The organism is Burkholderia sp. MBR-1, assembly GCF_013822785.1.
In the GTDB taxonomy this organism is placed as follows: Bacteria; Pseudomonadota; Gammaproteobacteria; order Burkholderiales; family Burkholderiaceae; genus Burkholderia; species Burkholderia vietnamiensis.
Genome location: NZ_CP053610.1, coordinates 1197464 through 1216258, shown reverse-complemented (window position 1 = coordinate 1216258; position 18795 = coordinate 1197464). Strand labels below are relative to the sequence as shown.

The window sequence follows — 18795 nt, the reverse complement described above, 5'->3', positions numbered from 1 at the left end:
CCCAGACGCTCGTGCGTTTGGGCCTTTTTTGCTGAGGTTGGTCAGGCGGACGTGATCACCGGTGTGCCGTGGATATAGTGTTCGAGCTGGCTGATCGTGAACTGCTGATCGGCGATCACACTCTTGACGAGGTCGCCGATCGAGATCAGCCCGATGAGCTTGCCGCCGTCGAGTACCGGCAGGTGGCGCATACGGTGTTCGGTCATCAGCGCCATACACTCGTCGCTGGATTGCGATGGTTCGACGTAGCGCACCTTGGACGTCATGATTTCGTCGACGCGGGTGGCCTTCGACGACCGGTCCTGCAATACGACCTTGCGCGCGTAGTCGCGCTCGGTGACGATTCCCGCGATTTCGTCGCCCTCCATCACCAGCAGCGCACCGATTCCTTTTTCGGCCATCAGCTTGACGGCGTCGTAGACGAAATCGGCTTTGGTGACGGTGTAGATGGTGCGGCCGGAATCCGGCTTGGCTTTGAGAATCTGCGCGACAGTCGTGCTCATATGCTTCTCCGTGTGCGTGACGATGCAGGGAAGGCAGGGCGTGATGCGCGACACCCGACGGGCTCAGTATAGCGGCGCCCGCTGCGGCAGTCGCGTGACGTTTCCAGATTAGCGGTAAACTCCGGTCACGCACTATCCACACAACTCCTACATTCCTGATCGTTTCCACTGAATTCATGATGTCTTCGCGTCCCCAATCGCCCGTGCCGGGCAATGGCCAGGCCGACGAGTGCGTCACGCTCGTCGCCACCGCGACGCTGCCCACGCGCTACGGTACGTTCACGTCGTATGCATTCCGCGTATCGGGCAGCGATGCCGAACATCTCGCGCTCGTGATGGGTGACGTCGGCGGCGCGCAGTCGGTACTGACGCGTCTGCATTCCGAGTGTCTGACCGGCGACGTGTTTGGCTCGTATCGCTGCGATTGCGGCGAGCAGCTCGATCTCGCGCTGCGCTACATCGCCGCGGAGGATCGTGGCGTGCTGCTGTATCTGCGGGGTCACGAAGGGCGCGGTATCGGCCTGAGCAACAAGATCCGCGCTTATGCGCTGCAGGAGCAGGGGCGCGATACCGTCGAGGCGAATCTCGACCTCGGCCTGCCCGACGATGCACGGGAATACGATTCGGCCGCGGCGATCCTGCGTATCCTGGGCGTGACGTCGGTGCGGTTGATGAGCAACAACCCGAAGAAGTTCGATACGCTCGTGAAGCACGGGATTCCTGTCTGCGAACGCGTGGCGCTCGCGGTGCCGATGCGCGAGGAAAACGAACGGTATATCCGGACCAAGCAGGTCAAGTTCGGGCATTACTTCGAAGAGAACGAGTAACACGATCGACTGGCTCCGAGGAGCCGGAACCAACAAATCAAAAAATTGTAGATCGTGAAGCTTTCTCGAATTCCCGAACTTGACCTGCTTCGGTTCGTCGCCGCACTTGCCGTAGTGTTTTTTCACTTTGCATTTCGGGGCCATGCAGCCGACGACCTGACCATCATGCATTATCCGCCGCTGGAGCCGATTTCTCGGTACGGTTTCCTCGGCGTGCATCTGTTTTTCATGATCAGCGGGTTCGTAATCCTCATGACGGCCGGCGATGCGAGCATCAAAAAATTCATTGCGTCCCGTGCGGCTCGTCTGCTGCCGGCGTTTTGGGTTTGTTGCACGGTCACTTTCTTCGTGACGCTCGCAGTTGGCGGGAACAGGTTTACGGCGACATGGCCCCAATACATCGTCAACATGCTGACGCTCGGCGGCGGGTTTGGGGCCGATCCGATCGACGGCGCATATTGGTCGCTCGGTGCAGAACTGCGGTTCTACAGATTGGTCGCGATTCTGATCATCGTCGGCCAAATTGGCCGTTCAGAGCGATGGCTCTTTGTATGGTTGATCGGCACGGTGCTCGTGGAGATATTCCCGTTCATCAAGCTCAAGACTTTCCTGGTGACGGATTACGCTGGCTTCTTCATCGCTGGCGCGGCGTGCTTTCTCATTCGGGCGCACGGGCTATCGCGCTCACGCGTCGTGCTGCTGTGTGCCTCGTGGGCACTATCGCTGTATCACGAATTCCAGTTGCTGCCATCCTTTAGCGAACACTTTCGATTGGACCTGAGCCCGGTGGTCATCGGTATCGTGATGACGTCTTTTTTCGTGGTACTGCTCGGGCTCGCGCTTCGTCGAACGCCGATCCTTCACGGTTCGCGATGGGCCTGGTTCGGTGCAGTTAGCTATCCGCTTTACCTGATTCATCAGAACGTCGGTTACATGCTATTCAACTTGACCGACGCAACGGCGAATAGCGACGTGCTGTTTTGGAGCGTTATCGCGGCGGCCATCGCGTTTGCATTGATGGTGCATGTAGCCGTCGAGAAACCGCTCGCACGGCCGCTGAGGAGCGGAATCGTGCTTGGGCTTGATGCGCTTCGCAACTGGGCTTTAACTGCGCAACGGAGCCGAATGCGCCAGTAACGCTCTGCGTTTCTGCATGAGATTCATTTTGCCGCCTTCGGGCGGTTTTTTCGTTTACGGGGATTCGAGGCAAGACCACGAAAAGACGATTCTGGAATGGACCATCATCGGCACATTGATTGGTGTCGCGAAGGTGCCGGTCGGCAGCACGCAGCAGGATTCGGCTGGCTATGTGGCAGGGCGGCATTGAGGCCAGAAGGTGACTGATCGTCCTTTGGAGCGGCGTGAGATTTGGCTAGGTGTGATGTTCTACCTTTGAATAACAAGCCCGGCATTACTTCGAGGACAATGAATCCTGAAACGGTGGCGCAGTACGGCGGGACGGTTCAATCGACCAACATCACGGCCTATCGCGTCGACGGTGGCATATTGACCGGGCTTCAGGAAGGGCGGCTCGGACCGATCGGTGACGGTACTGCGCAGCTCATGCCGAAAGCGGTCGGTACTCCCGTCACGCTCGATGGTCAGAGCATCACGACTGTTGGCCGTCACTTGATGGGTGACGTGACGAACGGGATCAACCAGCAGGTCACGACGGATCAGTTCGGCCTGGTTTCACAGGTGAATTCATCTCACTGATGCGATACAAGAAAGCGATAACCGCCGGCGCGATTGCCGCACTCGTTGGAGTGACCTCACCGCTCTGGTGGTCCACTCAAGCCCAAGGGACCAACATGACTGGCTTCCAACGTTACGCACCGGAAGATTTCTTTTCGGGGCAGCAACTCACGTTGGCTCAGGCCATTCATGACGGCGATCTCGGCCGGGTTCAGCAACTCGCGCCGAAGACCGATCTGAATGCGCGCGGCGCGAAGAACACGACGCTGCTGTCGTACGCAGTGCAGGAAATCGTTCCGGTCAAGAACGATGCGTCTAATCCGCGGTACCAGATCATTTCGGTGCTCGTGAAGAGCGGTGCGGATCCGAAGGCCCCGGTTGGCAGCAGCGGTGGATCGGTGGTCGATGTCGCATTGCGGGCCGATACGCCCAACCTTCTGCGCGTGTTGTTGAACAGCGGACTCGATCCCAATTGGCTGTACAACGGCGACACGCCGATGATCTTCGCGGTTGCAGAGAACCGGCTGCTGCCCCAGCTGAAGCTGCTGGTCGAGCACAAGGCGAACGTGAATGCGCGCGACTCGCTCGGAAAGACCGCACTCTTCGAGGCGACGATGATTCAGCAGTGGGACGTCGTCGACTACCTGCTCGCGCACGGCGCCGATCCGAAGACTGCCAGCCAGCTCGGGGTGTCGTACGGGTGGGTGCTGCAGAACGAATTGAAGAACCATACGACCGCGGATTCGTCGGCGCGTACGCGTATCGAGGGGATTCGTCGCAAGATCGTCGCGGCCGGCGCGCCGTGGCCGCCGCTCGATCCGAAGGCGCAACGCGCAGCGATGCGCGCTCGCGGCGAGAAGGTCGTGACGCCGGCAGGCCAGACGGATTGAACGCACGCGGGACGGTTGAAGCGTCGCACGCCCGACTCTCATCGCTTTGCGAAGCTACAAAACCGCCACGCCGCCGGCAGCCGGACTGCATCCCTCATCCGTCCCCATCAAAATATCGCAGACAAGAAAAAGCCCGCTACTTGAGCGGGCTGAATCCATGCTTGGAGACATGGAGGAGACAGTTCGAACTTTAAGGGAAAACCCGAGGCCTGGCAAGCCCTAGTTGTAATTGTGCAACGCAACGTTCCCCGAGAATCCGCCGAACCGCTCCTGCGCGACCGGCACCGCGTACTTGTCGCGCATTTCCGTCTCGATCCAGGCGCAAGCTTCTCGCGCGCAATCGGTCAGTGCGTGCCGGGTCGCATGCCCATTGACGTCATAGACGAACCGTACGCCGACCTCGTCGTCTGCCACCTGCCGCTGCAACTGATTGAGGTGCAATTGCGGGCCGCGCTCCTGCGCCAGCGCATGCAACTCGTCGAAGTGATATTCGAGCCAGTCGGCGAAGAAGAGGGCGTCGCTGTGGCTGCTCAGGCGGAACGCCGCCGTGCGCGATGGCCGTTGCGCGGTATCCGTCACCTGCCCGTCGCCGCCCGGCGCGATCGCGGTGTCGATGGCGCGGTCGATCGGCGCGAGCGGCTCGCGAATCCGACGGTACGGTTCGCGCTCGCGCAACGCGTGCCATAGCAGTTCGTCGCCGGCGGCGCCGGACGGCTGCATCGTCAGGTCGTGCCGGCCGTCGCCTGCGGCACAGACGTCGCGAATCACGAGGCGCAGCGAGCAGAGCGGCTCGTCCGCAATCAGCAGCGTGGCGGGGCGCGGCAGCCCGCAGACGAGCGGCGCGACGCCGCTCGCGCGAAACACCAATCCGCGTCGATCGAGCCGCACGAGCGGCAGCGCGCGCGGGAACAACGGGTAGGCGAGCGTGATGCCGGCTCCGGCAGCGCCCGTCAATCCGGGCATCATTGCGCGAAAGACCTGAGACTGATCCACACTGATTCTCCTTTGTTACGATTCCGTCCGGCCGGACTACGCGCGTTCCGGCTCAGGCGGCGATGGCTTGCCGGGCAGCCCGTCCCGGCGTAATTCCAAGTGCCGCAAACGTTTGCGGGTCGATATCGATCCAACATGCGACCACCAGACGGCCATCCACCTGTTTCGGCGGTCCGGCGCGGTGCGCGTGCACGCCGATCCTGCGGAACAGCCGCTCCATGCTCGCGAACGTCACGCCGATCAGCTGCCGCGCGCCGAGCTGCGCAGCACATTCGACGACGGCTGCCAGCATCGGCCGCACGGCCCAGTCGGCATTGCCCGCGCCGCCTTCGTCGCCGGTGGCCGCGAACCGCGACAGCTCCCAGACGGCCGCCGATTGCGGCAGGGCGACGTCTTCGGCGATGAGATCGGCGAACAGCGACTCCAGCAGATACGGACGCGTGGTCGGCAACAGGCGCGCACAGCCGCACACGTCGCCGCCGGCGTCCCGCGCGAACACGTAGACCGTATCGTCACGGTCGAACTGATCGTGCTCGAAACGCTCGTTTGCAGACGGAAGTGCCCAGCCGAGTTGCTCGATGAACACACGGCGCCGATAGCGCCCCAGTTCCGCTGCAAGCTCGCTTGGCAGCCGCCCTTCCTCGTGAACGAAGGTCCGCATGGTGTCCTCGGATCGGTACTTTGGGATGCACGCATTACATCGCGCGGCCCGAGGAGGCTGTAACTGGTAACTCTTACAGGGTGGCGGCTTACCGGTATCATTCGACCGGTGGTAACGGTTTCTTGATCGGCGGGATTGAAATACGGGCGGCTTTTGCTTATAAAGAGCGCCAGTCTTGCGGAAAAGTCAGAGGAAAGCCGGGACGGTTGTCACTGGAGCGTGGGACCGGCATGATAGGCGTCGTTGCGACCCAGTACCGATGCAGCGACCGCGGCGGCCCAGTCGAGATCCGTGAGCCGGGTGGCGAGCGCGGCCGCGGTGCGGAACATGCCGAGATCGGCGCCCGTCGCGTCGACGGCCATGATGTTGCTGCGGACGTCGCCGTATGCGATCACGAAGGTGCTCGTCGCGCGGTCGAGATACCAGTCCCACCCGACCGTCAGGTATGCGACACCGACGCTCGCCGGGCGGTGCCATTCGGTATAGCCGGCCAGGCGCGCGTCGATGCCGCCTTCGCGCAATTCGTCGAGCAGCGAGGCATCGAGACCGCTCGCGACATGGTTGAGCGCGAGCGCGGCCAATGCGCTTGCGGACAGGCGCACGTAGCCGTCCAGAGACGGACTGCGGACCGGGTGCAACAAAGGTGAAGTCATGCGCGGAATGTATCAGCCCCCAACCGGTGCTGGCACCTGACAGGTATGACAGCGTGACGTTGTCGGAGAAAGAATGGAACTGCGCTGGCAGGATGCCTACCAACAATTCAGCGCCGCGGAAGACGAGCAGCAGCTCTTCCAGCGGATCGCCGCCTATTCTAAACGGCTCGGCTTCGAATATTGCTGTTACGGCATTCGCGTGCCGCTGCCCGTATCGAAGCCGGCGGTCGCGATCTTCGATACCTATCCGGACGGCTGGATGGCGCACTATCAGGCGCGCAACTACATCGAAATCGACTCGACGGTGCGCGAAGGCGCATTGAGCACCAACATGATCGTGTGGCCGGACGTCGACCGGATCGACCGTGTCCGTTGTGGGAGGACGCGCGCGACTTCGGGCTGGCCGTGGGCGTCGCGCAGTCGAGCTGGGCCGCGCGCGGAGCGTTCGGGCTGCTGAGTATCTCGCGTCACGCGGACCGCCTCACGCCCGCCGAGATCAACATGCTGACGCTGCAGACCAACTGGCTCGCGAACCTGTCGCACTCGCTGATGAGCCGCTTCATGCTGCCGAAGCTGTCGCCTGCGGCGGGCGTCACGCTGACCGCGCGCGAGCGCGAAGTGCTGTGCTGGACGGCCGAAGGCAAGACCGCGTGCGAAATCGGCCAGATCCTCAGCATCTCGGAGCGCACGGTGAACTTCCACGTGAACAACATCCTCGAGAAGCTCGCGGCGACCAACAAGGTTCAGGCGGTGGTCAAGGCGATCGCTGCCGGCCTCATCGACACGCCCTGACGCGGCACCGCAGCCGCCTGCATGCCCGCATGCACGCGCGCATCGGGCGGCCGCCGCTCACTCCATCATCGGCTCCGCCTCCTTCGCGGTCCAGCTCACGCTTGAAATGCTCTTCTCCATACTGATCCGGCTCGCGATCTGTTCGAGTTTCTGCTGATCTTTCGGATGCAGCTTCAGCGTCGCGGTGACCTTCAGCCGGTCCGGCTGCTCGGGCACGTCCTCGCTCGTCAGGCTCTGGAACGACAGCGGCTTCGCGTACATCGCGTTCGACAGCAGCGTGCGGATGTGCACTTCGTCGGCGGCCAGGCAGATCACGGTGATCCGGTATTCGCGCACCAGATCGGCATTCGACACCGGCGTTGCGTTGATCGCCTGACTGACGCCGCGCAGCACCGTGTTGGCGAGCAGCACCACGCCCGTGCCGGCCAGCGCGGGCACGAAGTGGCCGGCGCCGGCGAGCACGCCGACGGCGGCCGAGCACCACAGCGTCGCGGCCGTGTTGATGCCCTGGATCGAGCCCTTGTCGCGCATGATCACGCCGCCGCCGAGAAAGCCGACGCCGGACACGACGTACGCGGCGATCTGCGTGACGCCGGCCACGCCGTTGCCGGTCAGCACGCCGAGCGTCACGAACAGGCAGGCGCCGCTCGCCACCAGCGTGATCGTGCGCAGGCCGGCCGTGCGTTGGCGCATCTGGCGTTCGAGGCCGATCGCGACGCCGCAGGCGAACGCGGTGAAAAGACGGAGTGCGAAATCGAGCGTCATGTTGGTCCTGCCGTGTAAAGCGCGCTTGCCGGCCCGCATCGCGGCGGCGCTGGGCGAGCGCGATGCGATGGCCGTCATCGCGCGGTACTGTACCGCGCGAATGCGTCATTCAGTGTGAAACGGGAAGCGTGCGGACTCGCGGAACGCGAGTCGCGGCAGGATTGCTGCGTGGGACAGGCGTTCAGGCGGCGAGCGGCGCACGCAGCGAAGGGCTGCAACTGTCCACGATGGTTCCTGAAGGAGGGATGGGCGGCATTCTAGTGGGCGGCTCGCGCGTACGTCAATCGCGTCGGCAGCGTCGGCGGACGGCCGCCGCATGCGGTAATGCTCATTGCGCCGCGTCGATCGTCTCCGTCATGAGCGCGGCCGCCGCCGCCCGCTCAGGTACGCCCGACGCGCGTCCCGTCGTGCCGCCCGGTATCTGTGTACCATCGGACATAGGGCGCGCGACGCCGGACACAACGTGAGCCGACGTCATGTTCACGTCCGGCGCGCGGCGCGCAATCGATATCCCGATCAGGACGAGCATTCCATGCGAAGTTTCTTTGTCCGATTCATTGCAATCGGCGTGCTGTTGCATCTGTATGTCGGGATGCGGATCATCCCCGACGCGTTCACGTCGCCGCTCGCGCGAACCGTAGCGGCGCTTGTGCTCGCGAGCTTCGTCGTGCTGATTCCGGTCGGCATGTTCTCGCGCCGCTTCGACGAGGGCTGGGCCGCCACGTTGTTCGGCTGGACCGGCGCGCTCGCGATGGGCTTCTTCTCGTCGCTGCTGGTGCTGACCTTGCTGCGCGAACTGGTGCTGCTCGGCGTGGTCGCCTGGCGGCAATTCGTGCATCCCGGCGCGTGGAGCGATGCGGCGTCCGCTACGGCGCTCGCAGTGTTGGCAGCCGCGGTACTGGTCAGCGCGATCGGTTTCGTGGGCGCGCGGCGCACCGCGGCGGTCAAGCGCGTGTCGATTCCCGTCGACGAGTTGCCGGCTGCGCTCGACGGGCTGACGATCGTGCAACTGTCGGACATTCACGTCGGGCCGACCATCAAGCGGCCGTTCATCGAGCGGATCGTGCGCGTGGTCAACGCGCTCGATGCGGATCTGGTCGTCGTGACCGGCGACGTGGTCGACGGCTCGGTCGAGCGGCTGCGCGAGCATACGGCGCCGCTCGGCAGCATGCGCTCGCGGCACGGCAGCTTTCTCGTCACCGGCAATCACGAGTACTACGCCGGCGCGCATGCTTGGATCGACGAGTTCCGGCGGATCGGCCTGACGGTGCTGCTCAACGAGCACGTGCTGATCGAGCGCGACGGCGCACGCGCGGTGCTCGCGGGCGTCACCGATTTCACGGCGGGCGGCTTCGATCCCGGGCATCGCAGCGATCCCGAACAGGCGCTCGCGGGCGCGCCGCCCGACGTCGCCACCAGGATCCTGCTCGCGCACCAGCCGCGCAGCGCGCAAGCGGCGAGCCGCGCCGGTTTCACCGTGCAGTTGTCCGGCCATACGCACGGCGGCCAGTTTCTGCCGTGGCCGCCGTTCGTGCGCCTGCAGCAGCCCGTGATCGGCGGGCTGAACCGGATCGGCGCGATGTGGCTCTACACCAGCCGCGGCACCGGCTACTGGGGGCCGCCGAATCGCTTCGGCGTGCCGTCCGAGATCACGTTGATCCGTCTGACGCGCGGGAGCTAGAGCGTGGCGTGCGTCAGGGGCGATGTCGTCCGGATGGAGGTGTGGGATGTGCGCGAGCATACGTGCCGGTTCGGCATGCCTGGCGCCAACGACGCAGCTCGTGCGGATCGGGATGTTCGGCAGGGCTCACCGGTCTGCATGGCGACGCGGCCGCACGCTTGACATGGGCACCGCGACGATCGCGCATGGCGGCGCGAGGCGGCGTTGGCTACCATGCATGGATGATTCGCTCCCGTCCTTCGCTCTCTGTCTGATCCCGCCATGTCGACGCCCGATCTTTTCGCCGATACGCCGGCTCCCGAGGTGGACTGGTATCCGGACTGGCTCGCCCCGGCCGATGCCGACCGCCTGCTGGCCGCGCTGATCGACGAGGTCGCGTGGCGACAGGACACGATCCGCACGCCGCGCGGCCGCATTCCGCTGCCGCGGCTGACCGCGTGGCAGGGCGAGCACGATGCCGTCTACGTTTATTCGGGGATCCGCAACGTGCCGGCGCCGTGGACGCCGGCCGTGCTCGAGCTGAAGCGCGCGGTCGAGGAGACCAGCCGCGCGCCCTTCAACAGCGTGCTGCTCAATCGTTACCGCAACGGCCAGGACAGCCTCGGCTGGCATGCGGACAACGAGCGCGAGCTGGGCGACGCGCCTGTCATCGCGTCGGTGAGTCTCGGCGCGATGCGCGTGTTCGACCTGCGTCATCGCGCGAGCGGCGTCACGCATGCGTACCGGCTCACGCACGGCAGCCTGCTGGTGATGCGCGGGCGCACGCAGGCCGAATGGCTGCACCGCGTGCCGAAGGCGCCGGCCGTGCAGGGCGAGCGCGTCAATCTCACGTTCCGGTTCGTGACGCCGACCGCGCAGTAGCAGCCGGAGGCTCGTGCCGGAGTGCGGTCGCTGCGTTCGGGCACATCTGGCGCGCCCCGATTACGTATGTCGCCATTGGCTGGTCGTCGATGTGGCACGTTGACGCACGGCGCGCTGGCGCGCCGCGGAGGGCGGCCTGCGAGGCCCGTGCCGCTTGACTTGCGAACAGTTTCGATCGACTGGCCGGTTCCGATAGGCAAGTGTAAGCCCTGATGGTGCGTCGCAACATTCTTTGACTAGACTGGCGAATGGCAGGATCGCGTCGGCACTCGGCGCAATTTTTCGACATGCCCGGCGGCGCCGATGCGACGCGCAGGGCAGGAGCACAATCCGTGATCGTACTGGACTCATCCCTCGAACCCTCGCTGCACGTCTTCGAACAAGACGGCGGATGGCAATGGGCGCTGACGGTGAAGCGGACGTCCGGCGTGGGCGTGAAAGTCGTCGCGTTCAGCACCGAGGGCTACCACCGCGAAGCCGACGCGTATGCCGCCGGCGAGCGGGCGCGCGCCGAGTATGACGACGCCGTGACGACGTGAGCCGCTGACGCTGCCGCATCGGGCGGTATGCGGGCAGGCGTCCGTTCGTCGTCTCCTTTCTTTCTGCCTTTCCGATTTTCTTAGCTCTCTACCCCGCATCGCGCCAGACACCGGCGTGACCTCGGGCCGCGCGCCAATCGAGCCAAATAATCCGCACGCTTCGATACACCGCTGCAATACGCGGTGCTCGTCGCCGATTTCCTCCATTCGCTGCCACGCATTGCGTCACGCGCACGCGTGCCTCAGGCCGCCCGCGGTCCGACCGAAACGATCCGGACCCTTCGAATTTCCTCAGTTCCTCGCGACGCATCGCGTCATGCAACGACGTGGTGCCGGGGCATGCGTCGCCCGAAATGATTCGTAGCTTTCGCCACGCATCTGCCATACGTGCCGCTTTCCCCACTTTGCTGCGCTCCCCGTCACGCATTCGCGTCACTTATCGGCGTGATCCTGGCGCGTGCGCCGCCCAAAATGATCCGAACCTTTCGACACGTCCGTGCCATACGCTCCGCTTAACGTGCACGGGTGGCGTCCGCCATGGCGACGCTGCGCGACGCGTCGCGTGCCCGGCGCACGCCGCGCGGCGGCGACTCACCGACTCGAACGCAGCTCATGTGCGACGACAGAACCGACACTTTCCGCGCTGCTCGGGCATCGCGACGGGGCTTCACATTGATCGAGGTGCTGATCGCGCTGGCGATCGTCGCGGTGGCGCTCGGCGCCGTGATGCGCGCGATCGGCGCGCTCGCCGCGGATACCGACACGACCCGCATGCGGCTGCTCGCGCTCTGGAGCGCAGACAACGCGCTCGGCGAACTGCGCATCGCGTCGAGTTGGCCGGACGCCGGCACGCAGACGTTCGCGTGCCCGCAAGGCCGTTACCGGTTCGTCTGCCGACAGTCCGTCGCCACGCTGCCGAGCCCGCTCGTGCGGCGCGTGACGGTCAGCGTTTATCCGTCGGCATCGAGCGGCACCGTGCTCGCCGAAGTCGTGACGGTGATCCAGAATGAAGCACGGCGCTGATCGGCCCGCGCGCCTCCATGCGCGCGGCTTCACGCTGATCGAGATGCTGGTCGCGATCGCGCTGCTCGCGGTGATCGCGCTGCTGTCGTGGCGCGGCCTCGATGCGACGATTCGCGGCCGCGACGACATCGCGTCGAATCTGGCGCAAACGCGTCTGCTCGGCCGCTACTTCTCCCAGCTGCAGTTCGACCTGATGAACCTCGTGACGGCCGACGAGGTGTTCGGGCCGCCGCTGCGCATCCGGCCGAACGAGCTCGTGATGGTGCGCCGTCTCGGCGTCGGCAGCGGGCCGACGCACGTGCAGGTCGTGCGCTACCGGCTGAACGGGCGCGCACTCGTGCGCAGCGCGTCGCAGCCGCTCGCCACGCTCGCCGAGGTGGACGCGGCGCTGCGGCACATGGACGATTTCGCGCAGGTCGTCGTCAGCAGCGATGCACGCGCGATGCAGCTCGCGGTATGGATCGCCCCCGGCGGCTGGACGACCAGCCAGGCCGCGATCGAGCAAGCCTACGCGCAGTTTCTCGCGCAGCACGGCATCAGCAATTCAACGTCGCTCGGGATGCCGCTGCCGCGCGGTGTGCGCTTCGCCGTGACGATCGGCGCGCCGCCGGTCGAATACGTGAGGACGATCGCGATCGGTCAGTGACGGCGGCGGCAACGCCCTGCGGCGCCGGCACGGCCGCGGTCGGCCGCAGCCGACCGAGCGCTGCGTGACCCGGCAAAAATGGTCCGTAACTTTCGTCATACGGCTGTTATCGGGCGTCCGTTAGTCTCGTGCCGAACATGACCGCCGCGACCGGCCGCTTCGGCCCGTCGCCGGCATCGGCAAACGGGAAGGGGGCGAACGTGACGGTCGAGCACCGGCATGATCCACACGCGGGCGCGCCGGCGAACGGTGCGTCCGGGCAATGGCAAGCGGCGGCGCTCCTCGGCCGCGCGCAGCAATGGCACGGCGCCGGGCGCTTCGACGATGCGGCACGCGACTATCTCGCCGTGCTCGCGAACGAACCCGATCATCCGCAGGCGCTGCACCTGTACGGCGTGCTGCAGTTCCAGCGCGGTGCGGCCGATCAGGCCGAAGCGCTGCTGCGCCGCTCGATCGCGCTCGACGCGAGCGCACGCGCGTTGTCGGATCTCGGCGCGCTGGTAGGCGAGGAGGGACGCGTCGACGAGGCGCTCGACCATTTCGCGGCGGCGCTGCGGGCATCGCCCGACGACGTGCAGACGCTCGTGCGCCGCGGCAACACGCTGCTCGGGCTGCGGCGCTACGACGACGCGCTTGCGTCGTTCGATCGCGCCCTGGTGCTGTCGCCGCTCGTGCTCGATGCGCTGTGCAATCGCGGCGGTGCGCTGCGGGCGCTCGGCCGCTTCGACGAAGCGCTCGACACCTACGAGCGCGCGCTGATGGTCGACCCGCAATCGTGCGAATCGTGGTTCAACCGCGGGCTCGTGCTGCGCGAGCTGCAGCGATCCGTCGACGCGCTGCACTGCTTCGAGCGTGCGCACGCGCTGCGGCCGGGCGTGGCCGCGATCGAGGCCGAGCGCGGCCGCGCACTGGCCGATCTTGGCCGCGACAACGAAGCGCTCGCCGCGTTCAACGATGCGATCGCGGCCGACCCGGCGCGGCTCGACGTGCTGCGCGACAGCGCGGCCGTGCTCGAACGGCTCGGTCGCGCGGACGAAGCGCTTGCCCGCTGGGAGCGCGTGCTGGCGTCCGATCCGGATCAGGTGCGTGCGCTGGCAGGTGGCGGCAATGCATTGCCGCCACTTCGCCGCGACGACGACGCGCTCGACGGCCGCGCGAGGTCCTCGAACCTGGAACGAGCGCCACGCGCGAGCGCGCCGGCCGCGCCGCGATCGGCCGATGGCAGTCAGCACGATGGCAGCGCGTCGGTTGGTCATCAGCCAGATGCCAGGCGAGCCGATGCCGGCCGGTCCAATGGCAACCGGTCCGATGCGAGCTCGCCCGACGACAGCGCGCCCATTGGTAACCAGCCCGATGCCAGGCGAGCCGATGCCGGCCCGTCCAGTGGCAGCCGGACCGATGCGAGCTGGCCCGACGACAGCGCGCCCATTGGTAACCCGCCCGATGCCAGGCGAGCCGATGCCGGCCGGTCCAATGGCAGCCGGCCCGGTGCGAGCCAGCCCGATGACAGCGCGCCCATTGGTAACCCGCCCGATGCGAGCCGAGCCGATGCCGGCCCGTCCAATGCCAGGCAACCCAATCCCAGCGCCCCCGAAGCGCTCGCCCCCGACCAACTACTCGCCCGCGCACGCGCCGCGCACCGCGACGGCGCGCTGCAGCAGGCCGAGCACGCGTACGCCGCGCTGCTCGCAGCCGATCCCGACCATCCGGAAGCGCTGCACCTGCTCGGCGTGTTGCGTTTCCAGCAGGGACGGCTCGACGATGCCGAGCCGCTGATGCGGCGCTCGATCGAGCGCCAGCCGGCGCCGCTAGCGCTCGCGAACTACTCGGCGGTACTCGCTGGGCTCGGCCGCACACACGACGCACTCGCACGGCTCGACGATGCGCTCGCGATCAATCCGACGCACGCGCGCGCACTGTTCCAGCGCGCGGGCCTGCTCGCGGAACTCGGCCGGCACGACGAAGGCCGCATAGCCTACGACCGGCTGCTCGCACTGACCCCGGGCTTCGCCGACGGCTACGTGAAGCGAAGCGACACGCAGCGCGCGCTCGGCCACCACGCTGCGGCGCTGGCCGACTGCGATCGCGCAATCGCGCTCGCGGGCCGCACGTTCGACGCGATGCGCGCGCGCGGTCTCGCGCTGCGCGAACTCGGCCGCTATCGCGACGCGGCCGACAGCTACGACCATGCGCTCGCGCTGGCGCCCGGCAGTGCCGACGTGCTGTTCCTGCGCGGCGTCGTTCATCTCGATCTGCACGATCCCGAGCGCGCGCTCACGGATTTCAACGCGGCGATCGCGACGAAGCCGACCTTCGTCGATGCGCTCGTCAACAGCGCAATCGCGCTCGAGCAGCTTGGCCGCCACGACGAAGCGCTGCTGCGCTGCGACCGCGCGCTTGCGCTCGAGCCGCGCCACGCGTGCGCGCTCGCCACCCGCGGCAACGCGGCGAGCCAACTCGGACGTCACACGGACGCAATCGATAGCTATGCGCGCGCGCTCGACGCCGATCCGCTCAGCACCGTCGTGCTGTGCAACTTCGCCGATGCGCTGATGCGCGTCGATCGCCACGCCGACGCGCACGCGCTGTGCGAGCGCGCGCTCGAGCTCGACCCGCAGTGCGCGCCGGCGTGGTTCACGCGCGCACGCGTGCGGCTCGAAACGCATCGTTACGACGATGCGCTCGACGATCTCTCACGCGCGATCGCGCTCGCGCCGCTCGACAAGCTCGCGCACTTCCATCGCGGCCACGCGTTGCGCGCGCTGCGCCGGCACGACGACGCGCTGCACGCCTACGCGCGCGTGCTCGACATCGATCCGGACGATGCCGCCGCACACTGCACGCGCGCCTTCCTGTGCCTGTCGACCGGCGATTTCGAAACCGGCTGGGCCGAGTACGAATGGCGCTGGCGCGACAGTCAGCTCGACGCCAGCCGGCGCGATTTCGCGCAACCGCGCTGGACGCGCGGCATGCCGCTCGACGGTCGCACGATCCTGCTGTATCCGGAACAGGGGCTCGGCGACACGCTGCAGTTCTGCCGCTACGTGCCGCTGGTGAAGGCGCTCGGCGCGCGCGTCGTACTGGAGGCGCCGGTCGAGCTGACGACGCTGTTCGCCACGCTCGACGGCGTCGACGTGCTGGTCGCGCGCGGCGAGCCGCTGCCGCCGTTCGACCTGCATTGCCCGCTGCTGAGTCTGCCGCTCGAATTCCGCACGAACCTCGCGTCGATTCCCGCGGGCGCGCCGTACCTGCGCGCCGATCCCGAGCGGGTCGAACGGTGGCGTGCGCGTCTCGGCGACAGCGGTCGCGCGCGCATCGGCCTCGTATGGACCGGCAACCCGCTGCATCTGAACGATCGCAACCGTTCGATGACGCTGGCCGAGCTGCTGCCGCTGCTCGACGATCGCTACGACTGGATCAGCGTGCAGAAAGTGATTCGCGACGACGACCGCGCGGTGCTCGACGCGAGCGCGATCCGTTTCGTGGGCGACGACCTGACCGATTTCGCCGAGACGGCCGCGCTGATCGGCGCGCTCGATGCGGTGATCAGCGTCGATACGTCGGTTGCGCACCTGGCCGGCGCGCTGGGCTGCCCGCTCGCCGTGCTGCTGCCGCACACGCCCGATTTCCGCTGGCTGCTCGATCGCGACGACAGCCCGTGGTATCCGCGCGCGACGCTGTTCCGGCAACCGGCCGGCGGCCAGTGGGTGCCGGTGGTCGAGCGCGTGCGCGCCGCGCTGCCGGCGCTGCTTGCGCGCGCGACGCGATGAGCACCGTGCCCGCGCCGCCGCTGCGGGCGGCCGTCGACGACGCGCTGCGACACGCGCGCGCGAAGCTCGCGCAGCGCGATTTCGCCGGCGCGGCGCGGCTCTACGAAGGTGTGCTCGCGATGCTGCCCGATCACGTCGAGGCGTTGCACCTGCTCGGCGTCGTGCATCTGGAACGCGGCGACCCGTCGCGCGCGGAGCCGCTGATCGCGCGCTCGATGCGCTTCGGGCTCGATCAGCCGTGGAATTTCACCAACCATGCGGCGGCGCTGACCGGCATCGGCCGCCATCGCGACGCGCTCGACGCGGCCACGCAGGCGCTCGCGCGCGATCCCGGCCATGCGCGCGCGCATGCGGTGCGCGGCGACGCGCTGCTTGCGCTCGGCCGGCATGCGGAAGCGCTCGGCGCATACGACCTCGCGCTGCTGCGCGAGCCGGGGCGCGTCGCGACCTGGGTGCGGCGCGGCGAGGCGCTGCGCGTGCTGGGCCGTCCCGCCGACGCGCTGATCAGCATCGAACGCGCGCTGCAGATCGACGCGCACGACGCGGACGCGCTCGCGCAACGCGGCCATGCACTGCGCGCGCTGGGGCGCGGCGACGAGGCCGTGCATTGCTTCCGGCTCGCGATGGTGGTGCGCGGCAAGACCGCCGAACTCGTCTACGCATGCGGCCATGCGCTGATCGAACTGGGCCGCCCGGCCGACGCGCTCGCATGCATCGACGAAGTGCTGACGCGCATGCCCGACGACGCCCAGTTGCTGTTCGTCAGCTGCGTCGCGCTCGATCTGCTGCATCTGCACGACGAATTGCTGAAGCGCGCCGACCGTCTGCTCGCGCTCGACCGCGACAGCGTCGGCGCGTGGCTCGGCCGCGGCAACGCGTTGCTCGGACTGCGCCGTCACGACGAAGCGGTGCGTGCCTACGACGAAGCGCTGGCGCGCGCGCCGGGCGACTTCGACGCGCTGCGCAATCGGGCGGGCGCGCTGCGCACGCTGGGCGCCTGTGAAGACGCGCTTGCCGATTACGATCGCGCGCTCGCCGCGCGCGGTCCGCATGCCGAAGTGCTGTGCAATCGCGCGATCGCGCAGCAGTTGCTCGGCCGTTACGACGATGCGCTCGCGAGCTACGCGGCCGCCGCCGCCGCGCCCGGCAGCACCGCGCAGGAGCTCTGCACGCGCGCGGTCGCGCGCCAGCAGCTCGGCGACTACGCGGGGGCGCTCGCCGATTTCGCGCTGGCCTGCCGGCACGACCCGAATCACGGCATCGCCCGCCGTTCCGATGCATTCTGCCGTCTGCTGACCGGTGACTTCGCCACCGGCTGGCGGCTGCACGAGGCGCGCTGGGACGCCGCCGACGTGACGTTGCACCGGCGTCATGCGAGCCGCCCGCAGTGGACCGGCGACGCACCGCTCGCGGGCCGCACGCTGCTGCTGCACGCGGAGCAGGGCTTCGGCGACACGCTGCAGTTCTGCCGCTACGCGAGCCTCGCGCACGATCGCGGGGCCACCGTCGTGATCGATGCGCCGGCTGCGCTGGCCGAGTTGCTCGGCACGCTGCGCGGCGTGAGCCGCGTCGTCGCCGCTGGGCAGCCCGCGCCGGCGTTCGACCTGCATTGCCCGATGATGAGCCTGCCGTTCGCGTTTCGTACGACGCTCGACACGGTGCCGGCCGACGTGCCGTATCTGCATGCCGACCCGCGGCGGCGCGCTGCCTGGCGCGCGCGGCTCGACGCGGCCGCGCCGTCGCGGCGCCTGCGCGTCGGGCTCGCGTGGTCGGGCAATCCGCATCACGCGAACGACGAGAACCGGTCGATGACGTTGGCGGCGCTGGCGCCGCTCATGGCGCTCGACGCGACCTTCGTCAGCCTGCAGGTCGACGTGCGCGCGCGCGACGCCGCCGCGTTCGCGGCCGGCGGCGTGCTGTCGTTCGCGAACGCGTTGACCGATTTCGCGGAAACGGCCGCACTCGTCGACGCGCTGGATCTCGTGATCGCCGTCGACACGTCGGTCGTGCATCTGGCCGGCGCGCTCGGCCGGCCGGTGTGGGTGCTGCTGCCGCGCGTGCCCGACTGGCGCTGGCTGCTCGAGCGCGACGACAGCCCGTGGTATCCGCACGCGACGCTGTTCCGCCAGCGCCTGCCGGGCGACTGGCCGGCGGTGGTCGAGCGCGTGGCCGATGCGCTCGCCGCGCGTGTGCGCGCCCACGCGGCCGGCCGACTGTGACAAAAGCTACGGACCATTCGCGCGCGGCCGGAATGGTCCGTAACACCCGCCATGTCGCTGCCATCGGGCCTTCGTATGTTCTCGGGATTCCCGCGGCCGGGTTCCGGCCGACGCGCAACGACCAGGCGCGGCAACGGATCGGCGTCGTGGGCGGCGCGATCGTCGCCGAGCGCCATTTCATAGGATTCGGGGTGACGAATGGCAGCACGCGCACGTACGGCACGACAATCTGACGCGACGGGGTCGCGCTCGACCCTCAACTCGGAACTGCGGCCGC

Annotated in this window: 20 protein-coding genes and 1 pseudogene; 15 read left to right on the top strand and 6 right to left on the bottom strand. The window is 67.3% G+C overall.

From position 1 onward, the window contains the following. Nucleotides 1–41: 41 nt before the first annotated feature. Nucleotides 42–503, bottom strand: a complete 462-nt coding sequence (locus MBR110_RS20145) for a CBS domain-containing protein (RefSeq protein ID WP_011882541.1) — start codon at nucleotides 501–503, stop codon at nucleotides 42–44. Between the two features lie 176 nt (nucleotides 504–679). Here MBR110_RS20145 and ribA point away from each other — a divergent pair, with 176 nt between their 5' ends. The 5 genes from ribA (at nucleotide 680) to MBR110_RS20120 (ending at nucleotide 3915) form a co-directional block, all read left to right on the top strand. Further along, complete coding sequence (ribA, locus tag MBR110_RS20140; protein WP_011882540.1) at nucleotides 680–1330, top strand: GTP cyclohydrolase II; 651 nt, start codon at nucleotides 680–682, stop codon at nucleotides 1328–1330. 54 nt (nucleotides 1331–1384) lie between these two features. Then, the gene (locus MBR110_RS20135) at nucleotides 1385–2467 is read left to right on the top strand and encodes an acyltransferase family protein (RefSeq protein WP_014725312.1); all 1083 of its coding nucleotides are present in this window, start codon (nucleotides 1385–1387) and stop codon (nucleotides 2465–2467) included. A 16-nt stretch (nucleotides 2468–2483) separates the two neighbouring features. Continuing rightward, complete coding sequence (locus MBR110_RS20130) at nucleotides 2484–2657, top strand: hypothetical protein (protein ID WP_155121977.1); 174 nt, start codon at nucleotides 2484–2486, stop codon at nucleotides 2655–2657. A gap of 98 nt (nucleotides 2658–2755) precedes the next feature. Beyond that, entirely contained in the window at nucleotides 2756–3046 is a 291-nt protein-coding gene (locus MBR110_RS20125; RefSeq protein WP_258569976.1) for a VgrG protein, read from the top strand. After that, nucleotides 3046–3915, top strand: a complete 870-nt coding sequence (locus MBR110_RS20120) for an ankyrin repeat domain-containing protein (RefSeq protein WP_059461375.1) — start codon at nucleotides 3046–3048, stop codon at nucleotides 3913–3915. The genes MBR110_RS20125 and MBR110_RS20120 overlap by 1 nt, the downstream gene beginning before the upstream one ends. Nucleotides 3916–4134: 219 nt before the next feature. On the opposite strand, the gene MBR110_RS20115 is transcribed toward MBR110_RS20120, so the two are convergent. The 3 genes from MBR110_RS20115 to MBR110_RS20105 form a co-directional block, all read right to left on the bottom strand. Beyond that, entirely contained in the window at nucleotides 4135–4908 is a 774-nt protein-coding gene (locus MBR110_RS20115) for a hypothetical protein (protein WP_174479778.1), read from the bottom strand. A 52-nt stretch (nucleotides 4909–4960) separates the two neighbouring features. Further along, complete coding sequence (locus MBR110_RS20110) at nucleotides 4961–5569, bottom strand: acyl-homoserine-lactone synthase (protein ID WP_011882534.1); 609 nt, start codon at nucleotides 5567–5569, stop codon at nucleotides 4961–4963. A gap of 209 nt (nucleotides 5570–5778) precedes the next feature. Continuing rightward, nucleotides 5779–6222, bottom strand: a complete 444-nt coding sequence (locus tag MBR110_RS20105) for a DUF4902 domain-containing protein (RefSeq protein WP_181709282.1) — start codon at nucleotides 6220–6222, stop codon at nucleotides 5779–5781. A 73-nt stretch (nucleotides 6223–6295) separates the two neighbouring features. On the opposite strand from MBR110_RS20105, the pseudogene MBR110_RS32615 reads away from it, so the two are divergent. Both MBR110_RS32615 and MBR110_RS32610 read left to right on the top strand, forming a co-directional pair. Then, a pseudogene (locus tag MBR110_RS32615) lies at nucleotides 6296–6708 on the top strand (autoinducer binding domain-containing protein); the annotation flags it as partial. A 15-nt stretch (nucleotides 6709–6723) separates the two neighbouring features. Continuing rightward, nucleotides 6724–7014, top strand: a complete 291-nt coding sequence (locus tag MBR110_RS32610) for a response regulator transcription factor (protein ID WP_408913049.1) — start codon at nucleotides 6724–6726, stop codon at nucleotides 7012–7014. 57 nt (nucleotides 7015–7071) lie between these two features. Here the strand turns inward: MBR110_RS32610 and MBR110_RS20095 are convergent, their stop codons facing one another. Next, nucleotides 7072–7779: an MgtC/SapB family protein gene (locus MBR110_RS20095; RefSeq protein ID WP_011882531.1), complete on the bottom strand. Its 708-nt coding sequence runs from the start codon at nucleotides 7777–7779 to the stop codon at nucleotides 7072–7074. A 328-nt stretch (nucleotides 7780–8107) separates the two neighbouring features. Beyond that, complete coding sequence (locus tag MBR110_RS20090) at nucleotides 8108–8308, bottom strand: hypothetical protein (protein ID WP_034195251.1); 201 nt, start codon at nucleotides 8306–8308, stop codon at nucleotides 8108–8110. A gap of 3 nt (nucleotides 8309–8311) precedes the next feature. Between MBR110_RS20090 and MBR110_RS20085 the strand changes: the two genes are divergently transcribed. From MBR110_RS20085 to MBR110_RS20050, 8 genes are all read left to right on the top strand, one after another. Beyond that, nucleotides 8312–9460 (top strand): metallophosphoesterase, encoded by a 1149-nt coding sequence (locus MBR110_RS20085; protein ID WP_034195250.1) that lies wholly within the window; start codon nucleotides 8312–8314, stop codon nucleotides 9458–9460. Between the two features lie 261 nt (nucleotides 9461–9721). Then, on the top strand, nucleotides 9722–10321 hold the full coding sequence (locus MBR110_RS20080) for an alpha-ketoglutarate-dependent dioxygenase AlkB family protein (RefSeq protein WP_034195249.1): 600 nt from the start codon (nucleotides 9722–9724) through the stop codon (nucleotides 10319–10321). Between the two features lie 332 nt (nucleotides 10322–10653). Next, entirely contained in the window at nucleotides 10654–10860 is a 207-nt protein-coding gene (locus MBR110_RS20075) for a hypothetical protein (RefSeq protein WP_043292475.1), read from the top strand. A gap of 612 nt (nucleotides 10861–11472) precedes the next feature. Then, nucleotides 11473–11883: a type II secretion system minor pseudopilin GspI gene (gene gspI, locus MBR110_RS20070; protein ID WP_063710896.1), complete on the top strand. Its 411-nt coding sequence runs from the start codon at nucleotides 11473–11475 to the stop codon at nucleotides 11881–11883. Further along, nucleotides 11867–12529, top strand: coding sequence for a PulJ/GspJ family protein (locus MBR110_RS20065; protein WP_034195246.1), 663 nt, complete (start codon nucleotides 11867–11869; stop codon nucleotides 12527–12529). Before gspI ends, MBR110_RS20065 begins: the two co-directional genes overlap by 17 nt. A 137-nt stretch (nucleotides 12530–12666) precedes the next feature. Then, nucleotides 12667–16299 carry a tetratricopeptide repeat protein gene (locus MBR110_RS20060; protein ID WP_258569975.1) on the top strand — a complete coding sequence of 1211 codons (3633 nt, stop codon included), beginning with the start codon at nucleotides 12667–12669 and terminating at the stop codon, nucleotides 16297–16299. Continuing rightward, nucleotides 16296–18518 (top strand): tetratricopeptide repeat protein, encoded by a 2223-nt coding sequence (locus tag MBR110_RS20055; RefSeq protein ID WP_181709281.1) that lies wholly within the window; start codon nucleotides 16296–16298, stop codon nucleotides 18516–18518. Before MBR110_RS20060 ends, MBR110_RS20055 begins: the two co-directional genes overlap by 4 nt. 32 nt (nucleotides 18519–18550) lie before the next feature. Further along, the gene (locus tag MBR110_RS20050; protein ID WP_014725296.1) at nucleotides 18551–18751 is read left to right on the top strand and encodes a hypothetical protein; all 201 of its coding nucleotides are present in this window, start codon (nucleotides 18551–18553) and stop codon (nucleotides 18749–18751) included. Nucleotides 18752–18795 lie beyond the last annotated feature (44 nt).